This is a genomic window from Streptococcus sp. DAT741, from assembly GCF_009866825.1.
In the GTDB taxonomy this organism is placed as follows: domain Bacteria; phylum Bacillota; class Bacilli; order Lactobacillales; family Streptococcaceae; genus Streptococcus; species Streptococcus ruminantium.
On the sequence record NZ_CP019557.1, the window covers coordinates 233,250 to 251,032 of the forward strand.

At 40.2% G+C, this 17,783-nt stretch carries 17 protein-coding genes and 1 riboswitch; of the genes, 8 read left to right on the forward strand and 9 right to left on the reverse strand.

All coding sequences use genetic code 11. From position 1 onward, the window contains the following. The first annotated feature begins 81 nt into the window (after positions 1-81). The 3 genes from msrB to BZG42_RS01275 all read left to right on the forward strand — a co-directional run bounded on the left by msrB (position 82) and on the right by BZG42_RS01275 (position 3,808). Positions 82-1,020 carry a peptide-methionine (R)-S-oxide reductase MsrB gene (gene msrB / locus BZG42_RS01265; RefSeq protein ID WP_155995344.1) on the forward strand — a complete coding sequence of 313 codons (939 nt, stop codon included), beginning with the start codon at positions 82-84 and terminating at the stop codon, positions 1,018-1,020. 107 nt (positions 1,021-1,127) lie between these two features. Continuing rightward, positions 1,128-1,294: riboswitch (glycine riboswitch) on the forward strand. A gap of 166 nt (positions 1,295-1,460) precedes the next feature. After that, positions 1,461-2,792 carry an alanine/glycine:cation symporter family protein gene (locus BZG42_RS01270; RefSeq protein WP_024532376.1) on the forward strand — a complete coding sequence of 444 codons (1,332 nt, stop codon included), beginning with the start codon at positions 1,461-1,463 and terminating at the stop codon, positions 2,790-2,792. A gap of 179 nt (positions 2,793-2,971) precedes the next feature. Beyond that, positions 2,972-3,808: a mechanosensitive ion channel family protein gene (locus BZG42_RS01275; protein ID WP_120171271.1), complete on the forward strand. Its 837-nt coding sequence runs from the start codon at positions 2,972-2,974 to the stop codon at positions 3,806-3,808. Between the two features lie 139 nt (positions 3,809-3,947). Here BZG42_RS01275 and gdhA read toward each other — a convergent pair whose 3' ends face one another. Next, complete coding sequence (gene gdhA / locus BZG42_RS01280) at positions 3,948-5,294, reverse strand: NADP-specific glutamate dehydrogenase (protein WP_024532167.1); 1,347 nt, start codon at positions 5,292-5,294, stop codon at positions 3,948-3,950. Between the two features lie 324 nt (positions 5,295-5,618). Here gdhA and BZG42_RS01285 point away from each other — a divergent pair, with 324 nt between their 5' ends. Continuing rightward, positions 5,619-6,554 (forward strand): dihydroorotate oxidase, encoded by a 936-nt coding sequence (locus BZG42_RS01285; RefSeq protein ID WP_155995343.1) that lies wholly within the window; start codon positions 5,619-5,621, stop codon positions 6,552-6,554. Between the two features lie 339 nt (positions 6,555-6,893). Here BZG42_RS01285 and BZG42_RS01290 read toward each other — a convergent pair whose 3' ends face one another. The 8 genes from BZG42_RS01290 to BZG42_RS01325 form a co-directional block, all read right to left on the reverse strand. After that, positions 6,894-7,676: an ABC transporter permease gene (locus BZG42_RS01290; RefSeq protein ID WP_155995342.1), complete on the reverse strand. Its 783-nt coding sequence runs from the start codon at positions 7,674-7,676 to the stop codon at positions 6,894-6,896. Between the two features lie 2 nt (positions 7,677-7,678). Next, positions 7,679-8,458, reverse strand: a complete 780-nt coding sequence (locus BZG42_RS01295; protein WP_155995341.1) for an ABC transporter permease — start codon at positions 8,456-8,458, stop codon at positions 7,679-7,681. Beyond that, positions 8,451-9,434 carry an ABC transporter ATP-binding protein gene (locus tag BZG42_RS01300; protein ID WP_155995340.1) on the reverse strand — a complete coding sequence of 328 codons (984 nt, stop codon included), beginning with the start codon at positions 9,432-9,434 and terminating at the stop codon, positions 8,451-8,453. Before BZG42_RS01300 ends, BZG42_RS01295 begins: the two co-directional genes overlap by 8 nt. A 130-nt stretch (positions 9,435-9,564) precedes the next feature. Next, on the reverse strand, positions 9,565-10,071 hold the full coding sequence (locus BZG42_RS01305; RefSeq protein ID WP_155962821.1) for a phosphatidylglycerophosphatase A family protein: 507 nt from the start codon (positions 10,069-10,071) through the stop codon (positions 9,565-9,567). A gap of 283 nt (positions 10,072-10,354) precedes the next feature. After that, positions 10,355-11,425, reverse strand: coding sequence for a DUF4097 family beta strand repeat-containing protein (locus BZG42_RS01310; protein ID WP_155995339.1), 1,071 nt, complete (start codon positions 11,423-11,425; stop codon positions 10,355-10,357). Then, positions 11,422-12,186, reverse strand: a complete 765-nt coding sequence (locus tag BZG42_RS01315; RefSeq protein ID WP_155995338.1) for a DUF1700 domain-containing protein — start codon at positions 12,184-12,186, stop codon at positions 11,422-11,424. The genes BZG42_RS01310 and BZG42_RS01315 overlap by 4 nt, the downstream gene beginning before the upstream one ends. After that, the gene (locus BZG42_RS01320; RefSeq protein WP_024532159.1) at positions 12,173-12,499 is read right to left on the reverse strand and encodes a PadR family transcriptional regulator; all 327 of its coding nucleotides are present in this window, start codon (positions 12,497-12,499) and stop codon (positions 12,173-12,175) included. The genes BZG42_RS01315 and BZG42_RS01320 overlap by 14 nt, the downstream gene beginning before the upstream one ends. A gap of 245 nt (positions 12,500-12,744) precedes the next feature. Further along, the gene (locus BZG42_RS01325; protein ID WP_120171281.1) at positions 12,745-13,545 is read right to left on the reverse strand and encodes a formate/nitrite transporter family protein; all 801 of its coding nucleotides are present in this window, start codon (positions 13,543-13,545) and stop codon (positions 12,745-12,747) included. Positions 13,546-13,833: 288 nt separating this feature from the next. On the opposite strand from BZG42_RS01325, the gene BZG42_RS01330 reads away from it, so the two are divergent. The 4 genes from BZG42_RS01330 (at position 13,834) to BZG42_RS09930 (ending at position 17,426) form a co-directional block, all read left to right on the forward strand. After that, positions 13,834-15,354 carry a helicase HerA-like domain-containing protein gene (locus tag BZG42_RS01330; protein ID WP_024532157.1) on the forward strand — a complete coding sequence of 507 codons (1,521 nt, stop codon included), beginning with the start codon at positions 13,834-13,836 and terminating at the stop codon, positions 15,352-15,354. Between the two features lie 191 nt (positions 15,355-15,545). Further along, positions 15,546-16,160 (forward strand): NUDIX hydrolase, encoded by a 615-nt coding sequence (locus tag BZG42_RS01335; RefSeq protein ID WP_155995408.1) that lies wholly within the window; start codon positions 15,546-15,548, stop codon positions 16,158-16,160. A 513-nt stretch (positions 16,161-16,673) separates the two neighbouring features. Then, entirely contained in the window at positions 16,674-16,994 is a 321-nt protein-coding gene (locus BZG42_RS09925; protein WP_201443299.1) for a hypothetical protein, read from the forward strand. A 99-nt stretch (positions 16,995-17,093) separates the two neighbouring features. Then, positions 17,094-17,426 carry a hypothetical protein gene (locus BZG42_RS09930; protein ID WP_201443300.1) on the forward strand — a complete coding sequence of 111 codons (333 nt, stop codon included), beginning with the start codon at positions 17,094-17,096 and terminating at the stop codon, positions 17,424-17,426. The last annotated feature ends 357 nt before the right edge of the window (positions 17,427-17,783 follow it).

Genomic DNA, 17,783 nt, shown 5'->3' on the forward strand with positions numbered 1-17,783 from the left:
AAAATTATCTATGTTGACTTTCTTTGAGACAAACTGAGGAGTCAATGCTTTGGCTTACTATAGATACAAAGGAGTAAGAAAATGAAAGAAATTTACTTAGCAGGCGGTTGTTTCTGGGGAATGGAAGGCTACTTTTCTCAGATTGACGGCATTTTAGAAACCAGTGTTGGTTATGCCAATGGGCAGGTGGAGGCGACTAACTATCAGCTCCTCAAGCAAACTGACCATGCAGAGACAGTCTATCTGGCCTATGATGAGACGACTATCAGCTTGCGGGAGATTCTCCTCTACTATTTTCGTGTCATTGACCCACTTTCTGTCAATAAGCAGGGACCTGATAAGGGACGTCAATACCGGACAGGTATCTACTATACTGATGAGGTGGATCTACCGGTTATCGAGCAGGTGATGACCGAGCAATCTAGCTTTCTTGGCGGTCGTCCCCTAGCAGTTGAGGTAGAACCCTTGGCTCACTATATTCCTGCCGAGGATTATCATCAAGATTATCTCAAGAAAAATCCCCAAGGATACTGTCATATTGACCTTGAACAGGCGAAAATCCCTCTTATTGATATTGCAGATTATCAAAAACCAGACCAACAAGTTTTGAAAGATAACTTGACGGAGCTCCAGTATCGTGTCACACAAGAGGCTGCGACCGAAAGACCCTTTGAAAACGAGTTTTGGAATAGCGATCAGGCGGGAATTTACGTTGATATTACGACCGGTGAACCCCTCTTTCTTTCCACAGATAAATTTGATTCAGGCTGTGGCTGGCCCTCTTTTACCAAGCCAATCAGTAAAGAAGTCGCAAGCTACTATCAGGACCGATCTCATGGTATGAATCGCATTGAAGTAAAAAGTCGAGCAGGTCAGGCCCATCTCGGTCATGTTTTTGATGACGGACCACTGGATAAAGGAGGACTTCGTTATTGCATCAATTCAGCTGCTCTTCGTTTCATCCCCAAGGAAGAAATGGAAGCCGCAGGTTATGGGGTGTTTTTAGAACTTCTTAGATAATTTTCAGAAACTATTCTTGATTTTTTCGGGGAAATAGTCTACAATGAAAGCAAGATAAAACTGAATAACCGGTTGATATTGGGTAGGAGGGAGACTGACTGTCCAAGGGACGGAACTCTGGAGAGACCATTATGGCACCGAAGGGGCAAGGCAGTATATTCTTTGAAAATCTAACTCAAACATCGTCAAGGGATCATTTCTCAGATAAGGAGTGGGTTGATTTTCATCGAGCATACTTGCTGAAACTCTCAGGTAAAAGGACAGAGCGAAGAAAGATAGGAACTCCTTGTATTTTTCGCATCGTTTCTAGAGGTTGAACAATTCAGCCTCTTTTTGTTTTCCAGCAGCTTTATCGGAAAATAAAGTTTTTTCAAAGTCAAATAGGATGTTTCTTTTGATGTTTGAAGACAGGTCACAAATCTGCTTATTAGGAGGAATATATGTTAGGAGTGATACAAAATATCAATAATATTATCTGGGGACCGCCTCTTTTGGTACTCTTAGTCGGAACGGGAGTTTATTTTACAGTCCGCTTGAGCTGGTTTCAGATGGGGAAATTGCCGACAGCATTTCGCTTAATCTTCTCAAGCAATCAATCCGGTCACGGAGATGTATCCAGCTTTGCAGCTCTTTGTACTGCTCTTGCGGCTACAGTTGGTACGGGAAATATTGTTGGGGTGGCAACAGCTATTACAACGGGAGGTCCTGGTGCCCTTTTCTGGATGTGGGTCGCAGCTTTTTTTGGCATGGCGACCAAGTATGCAGAAGGTTTCTTGGCCATTAAGTATCGGACAAAAGATAGTAACGGACAAGCAGCTGGCGGTCCTATGCACTATATTACTTTGGGGATGGGACATAGATGGAAACCCTTGGCAATTTTCTTTGCGGGTTCAGGAGTTCTTGTTGCTCTTCTAGGAATTGGAACATTCTCACAGGTCAATGCAATTACTTCTGCTTTGGAAGCAAGCTTTGGTCTGTCTCCTCGATTGATTAGTCTACTATTAGCTGTGCTAGTAGCCTGTATCATCTTTGGTGGGATTGAAACGATTTCAAAAGTGTCGACCAAGGTTGTTCCTTTCATGGCTATCCTCTATATTGTGGCTACCATTTGGATTTTGATGGTTCATATTGAACAGATTATTCCAACCTTGCAACTGGTTTTTCAGTCTGCTTTTTCTCCTGTGGCAGCCTTGGGTGGTTTTGCCGGTACAACAGTCAAAGAAGCCATTCAACGAGGAATTGCTCGTGGAGTATTCTCTAATGAATCCGGCCTTGGCTCAGCACCGATTGCAGCGGCAGCTGCTAAGTCGGATAATGCAGTAGAGCAGGGCTTAATTTCTATGATAGGTCCCTTTATTGATACGATTATCATTTGTAGTTTGACAGGTCTTTCTATCTTAGTGACAGGTCAGTGGACGGTAGAGGGCTTGGCTGGTGCTTCTCTGACTCAGGTAGCTTTTGCGACTGTTTTTGGGAATCCCGGTGCGGTTGCATTGGCAGTCAGTCTAGTTCTCTTTGCTTTTACAACTATCTTGGGGTGGTCATACTACGGTGAGCGCTGTATCGCCTTCCTTTTTGGCACCAAGTCCATCTTGCCTTATCGTTTAGTATTTGTAGTAATGGTTGCTTTGGGTGGTTTTCTCAAATTAGACTTAATTTGGACTTTGGCAGATATTGTAAATGGACTGATGGCTCTTCCCAATCTGATTGCCTTATTAGCTCTCTCTCCTGTTATCATCAAGGAAACACGTCAATATTTTAAAAAGAAGTAACTTAAGAGGTTGAAAAAATAGACTTACTGCTGAGATGGTTCTTTCTTGTCTCAGTGCGGTATTTGATTTGCAGTAGACTTTAAAGGTTGAAGATGGAAGTTTGTCGAGCAAATCTTGGTAATACACATTTCCTACTCCCTTTTCAGTTTTTTTGATAGGATTTCTGCTATAATGATTACATGAACAATTTTATCATGAAATATTTATCCCAATTTGACCTTGAAGTCATTGTTGTGTCTATTTTGAATAAAGTCTTATCCCTCCTTTTACTTTTTTGTGTTTTTTATATCATTAAGAAAATCACCAAGGCATCGGTCAAAAGACTTCTTGTGCCGTCTCTCAAGGTTTCCACTCAGGAAATAGGACGTCAAAAGACCATTAGCCGTTTGGTAGAGAGCATCCTCAATTATCTGCTCTATTTCATTCTCATTTATTGTATTTTGAGTGTTTTAGGTTTGCCAGTATCTAGCTTACTGGCAGGTGCAGGAATTGCGGGTGTGGCCATTGGTTTGGGAGCGCAAGGTTTTCTTTCAGATTTGGTCAATGGCTTCTTTATTTTGATTGAACGCCAGTTCAATGTTGGCGATGTAGTAAAGCTGACTAACGGTCCAATCACTATTTCAGGTACTATTATCAGCATGGGGATTCGGACGACACAGATACGGGATGCAGATGGAACCTTGCACTTTATTCCCAATCGGAATATCTTGGTCGTTAGCAACCACTCTCGTGGAGATATGCGGGCGCAAGTGGATATTCCGCTTAAGTTTAACACAGATTTAGAGCAGGTCTACCGAGTGGTAGAAGAGGTCAATAGTAGGGAGGTCACTCGGTTTGATCAGATTACGGGTGTGACAATTTTGGGACCTCAAAATACTCCTTCGGGTCAATTCGTCTTCCGAGTCAATCTTTTTGTAGCCAATGGTCAGCAGACAAAGGTTTATCATCAATTCTTTTGCTTTTATCAAGAGGCTCTGCGTCAGGCAGGCATAGATTTGCCTGCTGTGTCAAGATAAGTCGTTGTGTCATTTTGTCCATGAGGATGTTTGTGGACAGGTTTGATTGTAGAAGATATTTTGTAAGATAAAAAAATCCCGAATTGGTATGTCAATTCGGGATTTCGTATGAATATAATGTTGGAGGCTATTTAGTAGTTTACACCAAACCTTGAGTAATCATTGCATTAGCGATTTGTTCAAAAGCAGCAATGTTGGCACCTGCAAGATAATCTGTACCAAGGTCATATTTTTCTGCAGTTTCTTTGGCGGTGTTGAAGATATTAGCCATAATATTTTTGAGACGACCATCAACTTCTTCACGAGTCCATGAAAGGCGTAGGCTATTCTGACTCATTTCAAGAGCAGATACAGCTACACCACCAGCGTTGGCAGCTTTGGCAAGACCATAGAGAACGCCATTTTCTTTGTACACTTTGATCGCTTCAAGGTCTGATGGCATGTTAGCACCTTCAGCTACACAGTAAACACCATTTCTAATCAAGGTAGCAGCCTGTTCCCCATTGATTTCGTTTTGGGTGGCACATGGTAGGGCAATATCTGCTTTTCCATCGTAATTCCATACGGAACCTTCAAAGTATTTAGCAGTTGGTTTTTCAGCAGCGTATGCTGTCAAGCGTGCGCGGCGTTTTTCCTTAACATCCACCAAGAGATCAAAGTCAATACCTGTTTCGTCAATGATATAGCCATTTGAATCAGAAACAGAAATCACTTTTGCACCGAGCTCGGTTGCTTTCTGGACAGCGTACTGGGCAACATTACCTGAACCAGAGATCAAAACCGTTTGATCTTTGAAAGACTTACCATTGGCGGAGAGCATGTTGTCTGTGAAGTAAACCAAGCCATAGCCCGTTGCTTCTGGGCGGATGAGGGAACCACCAAAACCAAGTGGCTTACCAGTCAAGACACCCGCATCGAATTGGCGAAGGCGCTTGTATTGACCATACATATAGCCAATCTCACGTCCACCGACACCGATGTCACCAGCAGGGACATCCAAAGAAGGACCGATATGCTTTTGCAGCTCTGTCATAAAACTTTGACAAAAACGCATGATTTCAGCGTCTGTTTTGCCCTTAGGGTCAAAATCGGAGCCACCTTTACCACCGCCTATTGGAAGCCCGGTCAAGGCATTTTTGAAAATCTGTTCAAAACCAAGAAATTTGAGGATGGATTGGTTAACCGTTGGATGGAATCGAAGACCACCTTTGTAAGGACCTACCGCTGAGTTGAACTGAACACGGTAGCCACGGTTGACCTGAACTTTACCATCTTTGTCAGTCCAAGGTACACGGAAGCTGATAACCCGTTCAGGTTCAACAATACGTGCCAAGATGTTTTCTTCGATGTATTCTGGATGGGCTTCAAACACCGGTTCAAGAGAATTGAAGAGTTCTTCTACTGCTTGAAGGAATTCTGTCTCATGTGGATTGCGAGCCTTCACGGCCTCGAAAGATGTTTGGATATATGTTTTTACATTTGACATAAAGGAACCTGATTTCTTTCTATTTCTTTACTCTAAAAAATCGGTCATCGGTTACTCTAAGACAGTTTATTGAACTCCAATACCGTTCTCACGGTCTTATTGTCGTGCCGATTACTGATTTTCTAGGACTTGATTAAATTATCAGACAATTTAATTTATCTGATAATATTATAACACCAAGATTTTTAATTGTAAAGAGAAACCTATCAAATTTTCTACACAAGAAGATGGCTACTATTGTAAAGACGAACGTTGACAGTCATTCGACCGAAATAGAAGAGAGGCTATGCTATAATGTAAGAAAATGATGGAAAAGGAGAAAAGATGGTTTCAACAGCGACAAGATTAGGTGGATTTGATTTTGACAACTGCTTGATGAATGCAGCAGGGGTTTGGTGCATGACTAGAGAGGAATTGGCAGCAGTCAAGGATTCTGCGGCAGGAACTTTTGTGACGAAGACAGCGACCTTGGAATGTCGTTCTGGTAATCCAGAACCTCGTTATCAGAATGTTCCGCTCGGTTCCATCAATTCTATGGGGCTACCAAACCATGGTTTGGCCTACTATCTGGATTACCTTTTAGAATTGCAAGAAGCTGAGCCAGAGAAACGCTTCATCTTGTCTTTGGTCGGGATGTCGCCCGATGAGACCCATAAGATTTTGAAAAGAGTTCAAGACAGCAACTTTAAAGGTTTGATTGAGCTGAATCTTTCTTGTCCAAATGTCCCTGGAAAACCTCAGATTGCCTATGATTTTGAAATGACAGAGAAGCTCTTGTATACGGTATTTACCTACTTTACCAAGCCGCTGGGAATCAAATTGCCACCCTATTTTGACATCGTTCATTTTGATCAAGCAGCTACTATTTTTAATCAATTCCCTCTTGCTTTCATCAATTGTGTTAATTCGATTGGCAATGGGCTTTACATAGAGGATGAGTCAGTTGTTATCAAGCCGAAAAATGGCTTTGGTGGTATTGGTGGTGAGTACATTAAGCCAACTGCTCTGGCTAATGTACATGCCTTCTATCAGCGCCTAAGACCTAATATTCAGATTGTAGGAACAGGTGGTATCTTGACAGGACGTGATGCCTTTGAGCATATTCTTTGTGGCGCTAGTATGGTCCAAATCGGGACAACTCTTCAAAAAGAAGGGATCGTTGCCTTTGGACGTATTACTGCTGAATTACAAGCAATCATGACAGAAAAGGGTTATGAAACGATTGAAGATTTTCGTGGGAAATTGCAGTATATTGACTGAGATAACAGGGGATCTGCCCTCTAGCCTTTGTACTTTTCAGAAAGATCAAGCTATAAGATAGTAATGTGGCTGATTTTCAACTTCTAAAGGTTTCCCAAACCTTTGGAGCTCTCTACAGCATCAACTTTTGCCTGTCTTTGATTTAAAAAGTTCCAAAGTTTTTATTAACTCTGGAACTTTTTGTTGCAATCTTTTGTATCTTTTTTGATCATGTTTATAGGTCTTTAAAATTTCTTCTTTATAAAATCTACCTTTGCTTCACTTCAGTAGCTCTTTCAGATGATATGCACAGGTTAGCTTCCTGCCTTCGGTTCTCATCAGAAAAGTTTCCTGATCTTTTTAGTTGCCTACACTTGTGAATTTCGTCATTCCATAGCGGAAGAGCTTATAGTTAATTGCAAAGATTAGAGCTACTACGATTGGTAATGCCAAGCCCCACATAGATAGGTCGAAGAAGTAGAGAGCTGGGAGATAGGCTGTAAATGCGTAAGGGAAGATAAAAATTAACAGAAACTGGATAAGTCTTGGGTAAATATTAAGAGGATATTGAGCCATCTGGTTGAGGGAAAAAATTCCCATCGTCAGAGGGAAGGACTCTACAATCCAAAAGGCAAGCGCTGTTGGTCCAAGTTGAATAGCTGCGTAGAGTAGACCGATACAAATGGTAATGAAAATCAGTAACAATAATTTCCAGAAGGACCACTCCATACTAAGTTCATTGGAAGCCTGAATAAGGGCTAGAATACCGATGAGAGTCGTTCCGATTCCTTGGGGCTGGATTCGTTCGCAAATGAGCTGAAATAAGGGATTGACAGGCATGAGGAGCAGTCGTTCAAATTCTCCCTTCCGAATATAGCGACTGCCAAACAACCAAAGATTATCAAAGAAAATCAAATGAATGGATCGTCCTGCTGTTGCAATACCGTAGATAAAGAGCATTTGTCCATAGTTAAAGCCAGCAATTTCCTTGATATTACCAAATAGAATATTGAGGAAAACCAGGTAAACAATTTGTTCAATCAAAGAGGAGAATAGTCCGATAAAAAAATCCATCCGAAAGGACATTTGAGCCATCATAAAGACTTTGAGATTATAGAAATAGAGGTTGATGTACTTCTTCATAATTAACCTCCAAAGATGACGATGCGGCGTTTGGCTTGGGACCAAAGCAAAGCGATAAAGCCAGATAAGATAGGAATCCATAAAGCCTGTAAACCAAGTGCAGTTAAGTTGCTTTCTTTTCCTAATAGGATAGAAACTGGGACGTTGACTGCATAATTGTAGGGCAGGAACCGAAGGATGTTTTCTACAGCCTGTGGATAAAAGCTAAGAGGCAAAAGTGCCCCCGAAGCTAGGTTGAAGAGACCATTTCTAAGTAGCATGACACCCCAAGCATTGACCGTAAAGAAAGCTAGAAAACCAAAAGCCATATCCAACAACTGAACGATGAACATACCTAGTAGCGAGCTGAGGAGGAAAATCAGAATGGTTCGGCCATCGGGCAGATAGAAATCTTGGTGGATCAGCACTATTCCGATAAATATAAAGGAGAACTTAAAGAGTTCTAAAAGTTTGTCGCCTAGGTCTTTGAAAAAAAGAGATACAATGAAGGAGTAGGGTCTCAGAAATTCTCCAGCGATACTTCCGTCTAAAATACGATAGGAAAGTTCTTTGCCTAGTGAAAAGGAGTTGAGACTGGCTAAAAGGTTGGCAAAGATGATGTAGGTGGTAAAGGTCTGCAATGTAAAACCGTTCACTTCTGGTTGAGTAAAGAAAATAGTTTTCCAAACATAGAGAGCCACTAAAATTTTCACCGCCAGAGAAACAAAGCTTGCCACAAAGAATGCCTTATACTGCAAGGCGGTCATCATCATGAGTCGAGTCAAGTAAAAATACTTACGCATGAATACCCTCCTCATAGATTTGTCGGATCATGGTCTCGATCTCTAGTTCTTTCATTGTTACATCTTCAATGACGAAATGATTGAATACCTGCTCAATGACTTGAGCGCTGGTCCATATCTTACTCTGGTAGCGAATTTCAAAGTGAAAATCATCTTTACGCTCAAATTCCAAACCTTCCAGCTTCAATTCTTTCTCAACTGGTTTCTCGGTAGAAAAGAGAATAGTTTTTATAGTTGAAAAGCGTTCTTTGAGGGCTGTGAGCGAACCATCATAGACCTTTTTACCCTCGTCAATAATGAAAATTCGCTCGCAGAGGCTTTCAATATCCTTCATATCGTGAGAGGTAATCAAGAAAGTCGTCTGATAGCGTTGGTTCATATAGCGGATAAAGGAACGAATGGTTTCCTTGACACTGGCATCTAAGCCAATGGTTGGTTCATCTAGAAAGACAACAGCAGGTTGATGGATGAAGATAGCTGCAAATTCACAGCGAACGCGTTGGCCTAAGGAGAGGTTGCGAACCGGCTGTTTCATGATGTCTGCTAAGTCTAGTAGTTCAATTAAGCTAGCCAGTCTTTCCTTGAAGACTGCATCTGGAACATCATAGATTTTGGCATGAAGGATAAAGGATTCCTGTACGGGCAAATTCCAATCCAGATGAGATTTTTGACCGAATAGAACACCGATTTGCTTGTTGACAGTTTTGCGATTTTCCTGAGGGTTGAGTCCATTGATGTAGACCTGTCCTTGGTCAGGATGGAGAACACCCGTCAGCATTTTGATAGTGGTTGATTTTCCAGAGCCATTAGATCCGATATAGCCGATGATTTCTCCCTTTTTTACTTGTAAAGAAATGTCTTGGACAGCCGGAATGGATTTTTTCTTAGGTTTAAAAAAAGCCTTAATAGAACCCTTTAGTCCGACTTCTTTGTCAACGACAGAATAGGTTTTTGAAAGATGTTCTGCTTGAATCATATTTGTTCCTCTTTTTTTATGGAAAACGTTTGCGCGTGTATTATAACAGAAAAAAGCTATAGATGCAAGAGGAGTTTGTATCAAAAATAAATAGAACCAACTGTTCAATTTGAGCAGTTGGTCTTTCATGTTATTTCTGATTGGTGATGGCACTCTTTTCCGGATCGTTATGTGCAATGCGACTGGCAGCCGCAGCTGCAATGGCACAGATGATGTCGTCAAGGAAGGTGTGGCAATGCGGACTATCTTTTCTGTTGAGCTTGGCAATAATACCTGGCTTGGATTTGTCTAAATATCCATAGTTGGTAAAACCAATCGTCCCATAGAGGTTGACAATAGATAGTCCAAGAATTTCATCAATACCATATAGGCCTTCATCATTTATCAAGATTGACTGGAGAGGTTGAGAAATGAATCCCTGCTCAGCTAGTTTATCAATCTCAACTCCAGTCATAATGGCATTTTGTACTTCTCGCTTGGCAAGAACAGCTTCGACATTTTCTAAGCATTCTGCTAGAGTCAAATCGGAGATGTATTTATTTTGTAAGTGCATAACTAAGGTAGCAATATCTTCAAGTTGAATCCCTCTTTCTTCCAACAGGTCACGGGAGTAGTTTTGTAGGTTATCGCTTGTCATCTCCGGACGTCTCCTTTCTCATAATGAAATCTATTGTACCAGAAAAATGTCCCCTTCGCGAATGATTGTATTGTAATATAGCATAATGCTCTAATTATCAAAGAAAACCAGCCTAGTTCATACACATTAAGCTGGTTTTTATCATACTGCAATACTAAAAATCAGTCATGGACAGGCCTTCTAGGAGGGGAATGAAATAAAGCAGTTTGTGTTTTTATTGTTTTTGATAGCAGATTGGAAGGCTCTACCATTTTTTCACATGACAAGGTATTGTCTCGATTTATTAGTTTGGTGTTCGTAGGTTGATGGTAGCATTTGTTGCTCCAAGAGTCAGCTTGTTTTTACTACCTTTTTTTTCAAGGGTTAAGGTCTGCTTATCACCTTCTTGTTTTACAGTGAGTTTTTCGTACTTGTCTTTAGTAAAAATACCAACATGTTCAGCCTGTTCTTTGAAGTAACTCGTATTCCCAACAATGTCCTTCAATTCTTCTTCTGTATTGTAGTGATAACCTAGGTGTTTTGCTAAACTCTTCATATCTGTTTTCGTGCTGATATCGAGATTAAGATCTTGTAAACTCTTATCGGTCAAGTCGAGATTGGTGACGGTCAGAGCTTGATTTGTTGTCGGAGTAAAGATGTTTTCACCTAGTAAGGTTGCATTGGACACGTGTAGATTTTGGTAGCCTTGGATTTTCACATTTTCCAAGCTAGTATCAGAAAGTTTGGCGCTTTCTTCGGAGTTTGAGACTGAGACGCTAATGTTTTTCAGTTTTGATTGATCTACGGAAACATAAGAGGTGTCAATTGTGCCACCATCCATTTGAACATTATTGAGATGCAGTCTAGCTGATAGGTTAACTTCTTTGATATGAACATTTTCAATTGTCAAGGGGCTAGAACCATAATAGTAGGGATAGTGATTTCCTTCTAATTTTGCTAATCCCTTGTTCTTAGGGACTCGAATGATAACGGTCTGTGCATCTGTCCTGTTGGAGGCCAGATGTTCTCCAAAAAATTGCATGATTCCTGTGATAGAAAGTTCCCGATCTTTTGCTGTCAGAGTTAGGACGCCGTCTTTTTCAGAAATTTTGAGTGACGGAAAGATATGGTTTTTAGAGTTGGTATAGGTTATGTGGTAGTTATCATCGGTAGATTCCCGGATGGTAATATTGCGGTGGATAAAATCAAGCTTGAGTGTATGTAGATTCGTATAAGTTTGATGGATTTGTTTAGGTGTAGCGATTTTTTCCAAGCTGGTGATGCCGCCAGAGAAAAATCCGATTCCTGCTAAAATTAAACCCGTAATTAAGCTAACAAAACCGGCAATAATTGCCATTGTCAATTTCTTTTTCATGCTCGTTTACCTCGTTTCAATATCCATTTAAAGCAAGCCTTAACCAGCCACCAAGACCAGTAAGCGAAAAATCCTGTTAGGATATAAAGAAGAATGGAACCACCGATGAGAGAGAGGCCGGAACCCAAACCCATGAGGAAGACATTAAAATCTTGAGAAAGCAGACTAAAACCTTCCCAAATCAAGTAGGCTCCGCCAATGAAAAGTCCTATGCCTAACGCTAGCCCACCAATCAGAAAGCCTAGAACTAGGAAAATGAGAAAAATCAAGGCTCCGCCTAAAAGAAGTGTAGCTGGAATAGCGATTGGAAGAGATAGAATGGCTAAGAAAGCTAACCAGACAGTCTTTTTGACCGCTCGAAATTCCTGTAAGTTTTTCCCAAGGTAGAAAGCTCCACAAATCGCACCAATGAAAATACCAAATATTCCTAGAACAGATCCAGAGGAGAGAAAGAACCAGGACAACAGAAAAGTGAACGCAAGGGCAACAAAGACATAGATCGGATGGTTATTTGGCTTCGTGCTATCCATCAGCTTGTCGCCATCCTTTGTTTCTCCTTCAATATGTCGACTGAGCATGTTATTGATTAGCTCACTGGCAGCCTCTTTAGGAGAGCCTAATTCTTCTATGATAGCTGATTCTTTTTCTGGACCAGCTTCATCAAAATATTCGTTGAAAAAAGTAATAGCTTCTTGGAATTCCTTGTGTGGTAATTTTTTCAAGTATTTTTCCAACTGAGCCATGTATTCAGATCTTGTCATGACGGATGCTCCCTTCTATGATGCCGTTTATTGTATTGGTATAGGTATCCCAGTCATCTTTGAGGCGAATCAATTCTTCGTGACCTAACTGGGTCAGACTATAGTATTTCCTCATCCTTCCCTGATATTCACGGGAATAGGTAGTCAAAAAGTCATTTTGTTCTAATCGTTTTAGAATGGGATAAAGGGCTGATTCCTTTATATTGGAAATCAGTTTGATTGTCTGGCAAATTTCATACCCATAGGAATCATCAGATTCCAATATGGCCATGATGAGAAATTCTGTCAGCACCGCAGGAACTGGAAAATGCATGGCAGTCACTCCTTTCTCTCGTTTTGTTAGCAGTGGATATAGAATTGACATATATATAAAACAACTATATATCAAAAAATACTATATATAAAATATACACCTACAAGAAGAAATTGTCAAGCAGATATATAAAATAAATAAAAAAATACGGTCGAAGTTCCGACCGTAGGGATATATTTTGTTTTGGTAGCCTTCAAGGCTATGCTTGGAGTTCCAGCGGTTAACAGTAAAGAAAAGCTAGGAAATTAGTCAACGTATAATTTTGACTTATTGCTTAGCCAACTATAAAGAAGACCAATCAAGAGACCACCGCCGGCATAGTTTCCAAGTCCGGAGAAGAGGAAGTTGCTTAGGATACTGAGGACGTTCATCCCTTCAACAGGACCGCCATTTGAAAAGAAGGCGAGTGAGAAAGTAGAGAAGTTGGCGATAACGTGTTCAAAACCAAGGAAGGCAAAGATAAAGATGATGAAAATCAACGAAATAACACGACCAGCGTCATCCTTCATACGCATAGTAACAAATACGGCGATGTTCACGACAATATTGGCGAAAATCCCTTCAACAAATTGAGTCAATGGTGTTTTTGCCAATTTAGCCACAGTAGCCTCGAAAAGGTAACTATGCTGGTCAATATGCTGATATGGTGAGGTTAGTGATAAGAGGAAGCAGACAAGTACTGCACCGACAAAGTTGAAGAAGATACAGGTTGCCAAGATTTTCAAAGCTGTTTTTGTAGGAATGACCTTGCGGTGAATGGCAGAAGTCATATACATCATGTTGGATGTACCAAGCTCAGCGTTCATGTATAAAATCATTACCAAGCACCAGCCGAACATGAGTCCATAGCTGAATTTTCCAAGACCATCAACGATATGGTTCAGTTTATCGGCTGTATAAACCGAAATGGCTAAACCAATCGCCAGATAAACACTTGCCATGATGGAGCGAACGGCATAAGCAAAATAATTATTTTCAATCAAGTCTGCTTTTTTCCTGATGCTTTTGTCGATATTATAAATCAGCGTGTCTTGTTGTGCTGCCATAATAATCCCCTTTTACTATATTTATTAAAACGTATTTGCGAAAGTTCTCACAATAAGAGAGTATAACAGAAAAAGTCTGAAAATGTAAGTGTTTTTCGGCAAAAAAAAACAAGTAATCGCTACCAATTTGCAGATATTGAGGAAATGTTTACAGAAGTCCAGAAAGTTAGAGTTTTTTTGCCCATATAATATGAAAAGTATGAACTATCATTTTTAGGGTTCTGCTCTGCTATTTTCTAGAAACTGTGCTATAATAAAGTTAGAAATAATCGGAAAAGAGGATAGACTATGTCAGAAGTAATCGCTTTTGGTTATGGACGTAATCGAGCGGAAATGCAGCTCAAACGTCTCAACCGTCACGGGATTATCGCAGGAGCTACTGGTACAGGAAAAACAGTGACATTGAAGGTTTTGGCAGAACAGCTGAGTGATGCTGGGATTCCCGTATTTTTATCGGATATTAAGGGAGATTTAAATAGTTTAGTGCAGGCTAATAGGAAGGAAATTGACCCTAGTCGCCTTGAAAAAACTCAGTACCTAGACTACACACCGACAAGTTATCCAGTTGAGTTGTGGGATGTTTTTGGAGAAAATGGTACACCGGTTCGCATGACTATTTCAGAATTAGGTCCTGTCTTGTTGACCCGTTTGTTGGGATTGAATGATACGCAAGAATCTATTCTTAATATCGTGTTCAGTGTGGCAGATGAGCGTGGTCTCTTGCTCATTGATTTGATGGACTTGAGGGCTATGCTCAATTTTGTGGCAGAGAATGCAGCAGAGCTGAGTCAGTATTATGGCAATATTCCTTCTCGTTCGATTGGTGCTATCTTGCGTAGTCTGGTCGTTCTAGAGCAACAGGGTGGAAAAATTTTCTTTGGCGAGCCTAGCCTAGAGATTGCAGACCTTATGCGAACAACCACAGATGGGCGAGGTGTGATAAATGTACTTCAAGCGACAGAACTCTTCAATCAACCAACTCTTTATTCCACAGTTTTGCTCAGTCTTTTATCAGAACTCTATGAGGTCCTCCCTGAAGTGGGCGACCTTGATAAGCCTAAGATGGTCTTTTTCTTTGATGAAGCCCATATACTCTTTAAAGATGCTCCTAAAGTTTTGCTCGAAAAAATTGAGTTAATTGTCCGCCTGATTCGCTCCAAAGGAGTTGGTATTTTCTTTGTTACACAGAATCCGACTGATATTCCAGATAGCGTGGCGTCTCAACTAGGGAATCGTATCCAGCATGGTCTACGAGCCTTTACTCCAAAAGAACTCAAGACGGTTACTACAGTCGCTGAAACCTTCCGTCAAGAAGGGAGCGAAAACCTAGCCAAGGTTATTCAAGAATTGGAGGTCGGCGAGGCTGTCGTTTCAACCCTTCAAACAGATGGAACACCAAGTTTTGCGGATCGGGTCATGATTTACCCACCAAAGAGTCAGCTGGGAACTGTGGAGTCTAGTCTTATCCTTTCAGCTATCAACAGTTCTTCTTTGATGGAAAAATACGCTGACGCAGTGAATCGGGAGTCAGCCCATGAGCAGATTTTGGCTATGACGCAGGAAAAAGAAGCCGAACTAATCAAAAAAGCTGAACAGGCCGAGGCAGAAAAACAAGCTGAAAAAGCTGCAAGAATGGAAGAAAAAGCTCAAAAAGAGACCTCTAAAACTGCTCAGAAAGCTAACCAATCAGTTGGTCGGAAAACAGATTCCATAATGGATCGCTTTGCTAAAAATTTAATGAGCCAAGTTGGACGAGAAGTTGGACGTGTGGTGACACGAGGCATTATGGGCATGTTAAAAGGAAAATAAGAAACTCAACGCCCTAGCAACTTGTTTGACTGGACATCAGTTTTCTGGTCTGATAGATCTTTGATTTTCGTTGAATATATAGACAAACTGAGAACGAAACTCTCAGTTTGTTTTCAATCAAAGCTCTTGCCATTTTCATAAAAATTCGATAGGATGAGAAAAAAGAAATCACTAGTTAGCAAGGAGTTGTCATGACAAAGAGGGTACGGGCATTATTGGAACACTACCACCCCCAGCCTTTGGGAGAAAAATATACTTATGCAGTCTGTCTGCCCTTGGTTTGGACTGATGGGCAATGGCAGGTTCTTTATGAAATTCGTAGTGAGTTCATTTCCCAGCCAGGTGAAGTTTCTTTCCCTGGAGGAGGAATTGAAAATGAAGAGACAGCCGAGATGGCTGCTATTCGTGAGTTAGTAGAGGAGCTTAATATTCATCACAGTCAAGTAGAGTTACTGGGAGAAATTGATTATCTGGTCTTGGCTGGCTCAACCATTCGTTGTTTTGTGGGGTGTCTACATCTAGATTGGCATGCCATCCAGCCCAATGAAGAAGTAGAGCGACTTTTTACGGTTCCTTTGACTGCCCTGTTAGAGACAGATCCAGTTTACTATCAATTAGACTCAAAAGTTGTTCCTGATTGTGACTTTCCCTTTGAACGCCTGAGGGCTGGGATCGGTTATTCTTTCAGCCATCATAAGCGTTCTATTCCCTTTTACGAAAATCTTCCGGAGAATATCTGGGGCATGACCGCTCAGTTCACTCATCGCTTCGTCGAAATTCTCAGAAGTGAAGGACAGAGTGAGTGATTTTTCTTAGATTGGCAGGATGTTTCCTCGTCAAATAAAAAACTAAGTACCTTTTACGTATGAAGATAAGATATTAGATTGGTGAAACACATGAAATGAGTCTAATCTGAAAATTCTAGATTTAGAGGAACGGATAAAACAAATCGTTTATCATATCAGATTGTGGAATAGTATGGATTAATGTACGGATAGCATGAACAACTTGTAAAAGGGGAGATTGGGGCTAAAAAATATATTTAAAAAGCTCTCCTAGAATTCTCACCTTCCTGAACCGTGTAAAGGCAGGAATTTTAAATTGGTGTAGAAGAATTAGTCTTCTCTTTTTTGTCCATAAGGATTTAGAAAATACTTTAAAAGTCACCTTAGCTAGAAAGAGTTATTTAATAGAGAAGTTATGAAGTATATCAATTCTTTTGTAATAATGCCCTGCTTTCTTTTGCATGTATATTTTTGTAGTGTGATTAAACTTTGCAATACAACTAGGGTATAAATAAAAGATAAGGATGTAAACTAATGAAATATGTAAAGCTGGATATGGGGTCTCCATTTAATATCAATAGATTTGAAGATAAAACGAACAAAAACTATCCTTGTTACCAAAATGGGAAAAAGTATGCGTTGTGTCCAAGTTGTGGTTCCTCCGTTCAAATCATTGGTGGAAAAAATAATTCAACGCAAAATAGGGCAAGGAGGATGTATGCAGCTCACACACGAAGTAAAATCAGTGGTTTAAGCTTTAATGAAGACTCCAAATTTAACTGCGCAAACTATGAAGGGAATGATAATAACTGGCAAAGAATTTACGAAGTAAGACCTAATACACCAGAAAATTAAGAAGTTCTAAACTTTATTGAGGAACATATTGATGATATAGCCCAAGAAGTTGAAAACATCATTGATTTTAAATGTAAATATGCAAAAGGCAGAAGCAAATTGTTTGAGGCTTTATATCAATCTTTTAGAGCAAATGGAGGTTTGCGTATAGCGCCTAACCAGTTTGTTCCAGAATACATACCTAGAATGATTGTTGAGCGAGCGGAGCCAATAAAGTGTTGGGGAGCGATTCCTCTAGAAAGAACTAGAAATTATATTACACGAAATCAGAGGTTCGATGATTCGCTGATTGGTGTCCAATTTAAACCGGAAATGGATGTTAGAATTGTTGGAACCTTAGATAATGATGTACACCCCACTCAGCTTAATATAAAGCTAATCTTTGGAGATGAGGAGTTGGAATTACATCATATTCCTGCAAGAATAGGTTAGCAGGAGGTAGAAGGTACTTTGTGTGGATAGCAATATATAGAAGAATTAGAATTATTGGTCTAAGAGAATGACTAATGACAGTTGAAATATTTATCAAGCTATGATTTGGAAAGTTTCTTACTAGATTCAATATCAATTGAAAAATTAGAATCATCAGATATTGGGGGCACCTGATAATCCCAAAAGTTTTATCTATACAAAAATAAAAAACATAAGGTTTGATATAATTATAATAAATGAACTATTCCAAATTGTAGAGTTTTGGTTATATAAAAGGAACACCTCATACGAAGTGTTCCTTTTATTATCTGCATGTTCTACTTAAATTTTAATCTTAAAAAGTGTAGAGATTCGATT

Bases quoted from the DNA above. Each gene is read 5' to 3' on its own strand.
- msrB (WP_155995344.1), top strand. From the start codon at position 82: ATGAAAGAAATTTACTTAGCAGGCGGTTGTTTCTGGGGAATGGAAGGC.
- BZG42_RS01270 (WP_024532376.1), top strand. From the start codon at position 1,461: ATGTTAGGAGTGATACAAAATATCAATAATATTATCTGGGGACCGCCT.
- BZG42_RS01275 (WP_120171271.1), top strand. From the start codon at position 2,972: ATGAACAATTTTATCATGAAATATTTATCCCAATTTGACCTTGAAGTC.
- gdhA (WP_024532167.1), bottom strand. From the start codon at position 5,294: ATGTCAAATGTAAAAACATATATCCAAACATCTTTCGAGGCCGTGAAG.
- BZG42_RS01285 (WP_155995343.1), top strand. From the start codon at position 5,619: ATGGTTTCAACAGCGACAAGATTAGGTGGATTTGATTTTGACAACTGC.
- BZG42_RS01290 (WP_155995342.1), bottom strand. From the start codon at position 7,676: ATGAAGAAGTACATCAACCTCTATTTCTATAATCTCAAAGTCTTTATG.
- BZG42_RS01295 (WP_155995341.1), bottom strand. From the start codon at position 8,458: ATGCGTAAGTATTTTTACTTGACTCGACTCATGATGATGACCGCCTTG.
- BZG42_RS01300 (WP_155995340.1), bottom strand. From the start codon at position 9,434: ATGATTCAAGCAGAACATCTTTCAAAAACCTATTCTGTCGTTGACAAA.
- BZG42_RS01305 (WP_155962821.1), bottom strand. From the start codon at position 10,071: ATGACAAGCGATAACCTACAAAACTACTCCCGTGACCTGTTGGAAGAA.
- BZG42_RS01310 (WP_155995339.1), bottom strand. From the start codon at position 11,425: ATGAAAAAGAAATTGACAATGGCAATTATTGCCGGTTTTGTTAGCTTA.
- BZG42_RS01315 (WP_155995338.1), bottom strand. From the start codon at position 12,186: ATGACAAGATCTGAATACATGGCTCAGTTGGAAAAATACTTGAAAAAA.
- BZG42_RS01320 (WP_024532159.1), bottom strand. From the start codon at position 12,499: ATGCATTTTCCAGTTCCTGCGGTGCTGACAGAATTTCTCATCATGGCC.
- BZG42_RS01325 (WP_120171281.1), bottom strand. From the start codon at position 13,545: ATGGCAGCACAACAAGACACGCTGATTTATAATATCGACAAAAGCATC.
- BZG42_RS01330 (WP_024532157.1), top strand. From the start codon at position 13,834: ATGTCAGAAGTAATCGCTTTTGGTTATGGACGTAATCGAGCGGAAATG.
- BZG42_RS01335 (WP_155995408.1), top strand. From the start codon at position 15,546: ATGACAAAGAGGGTACGGGCATTATTGGAACACTACCACCCCCAGCCT.
- BZG42_RS09925 (WP_201443299.1), top strand. From the start codon at position 16,674: ATGAAATATGTAAAGCTGGATATGGGGTCTCCATTTAATATCAATAGA.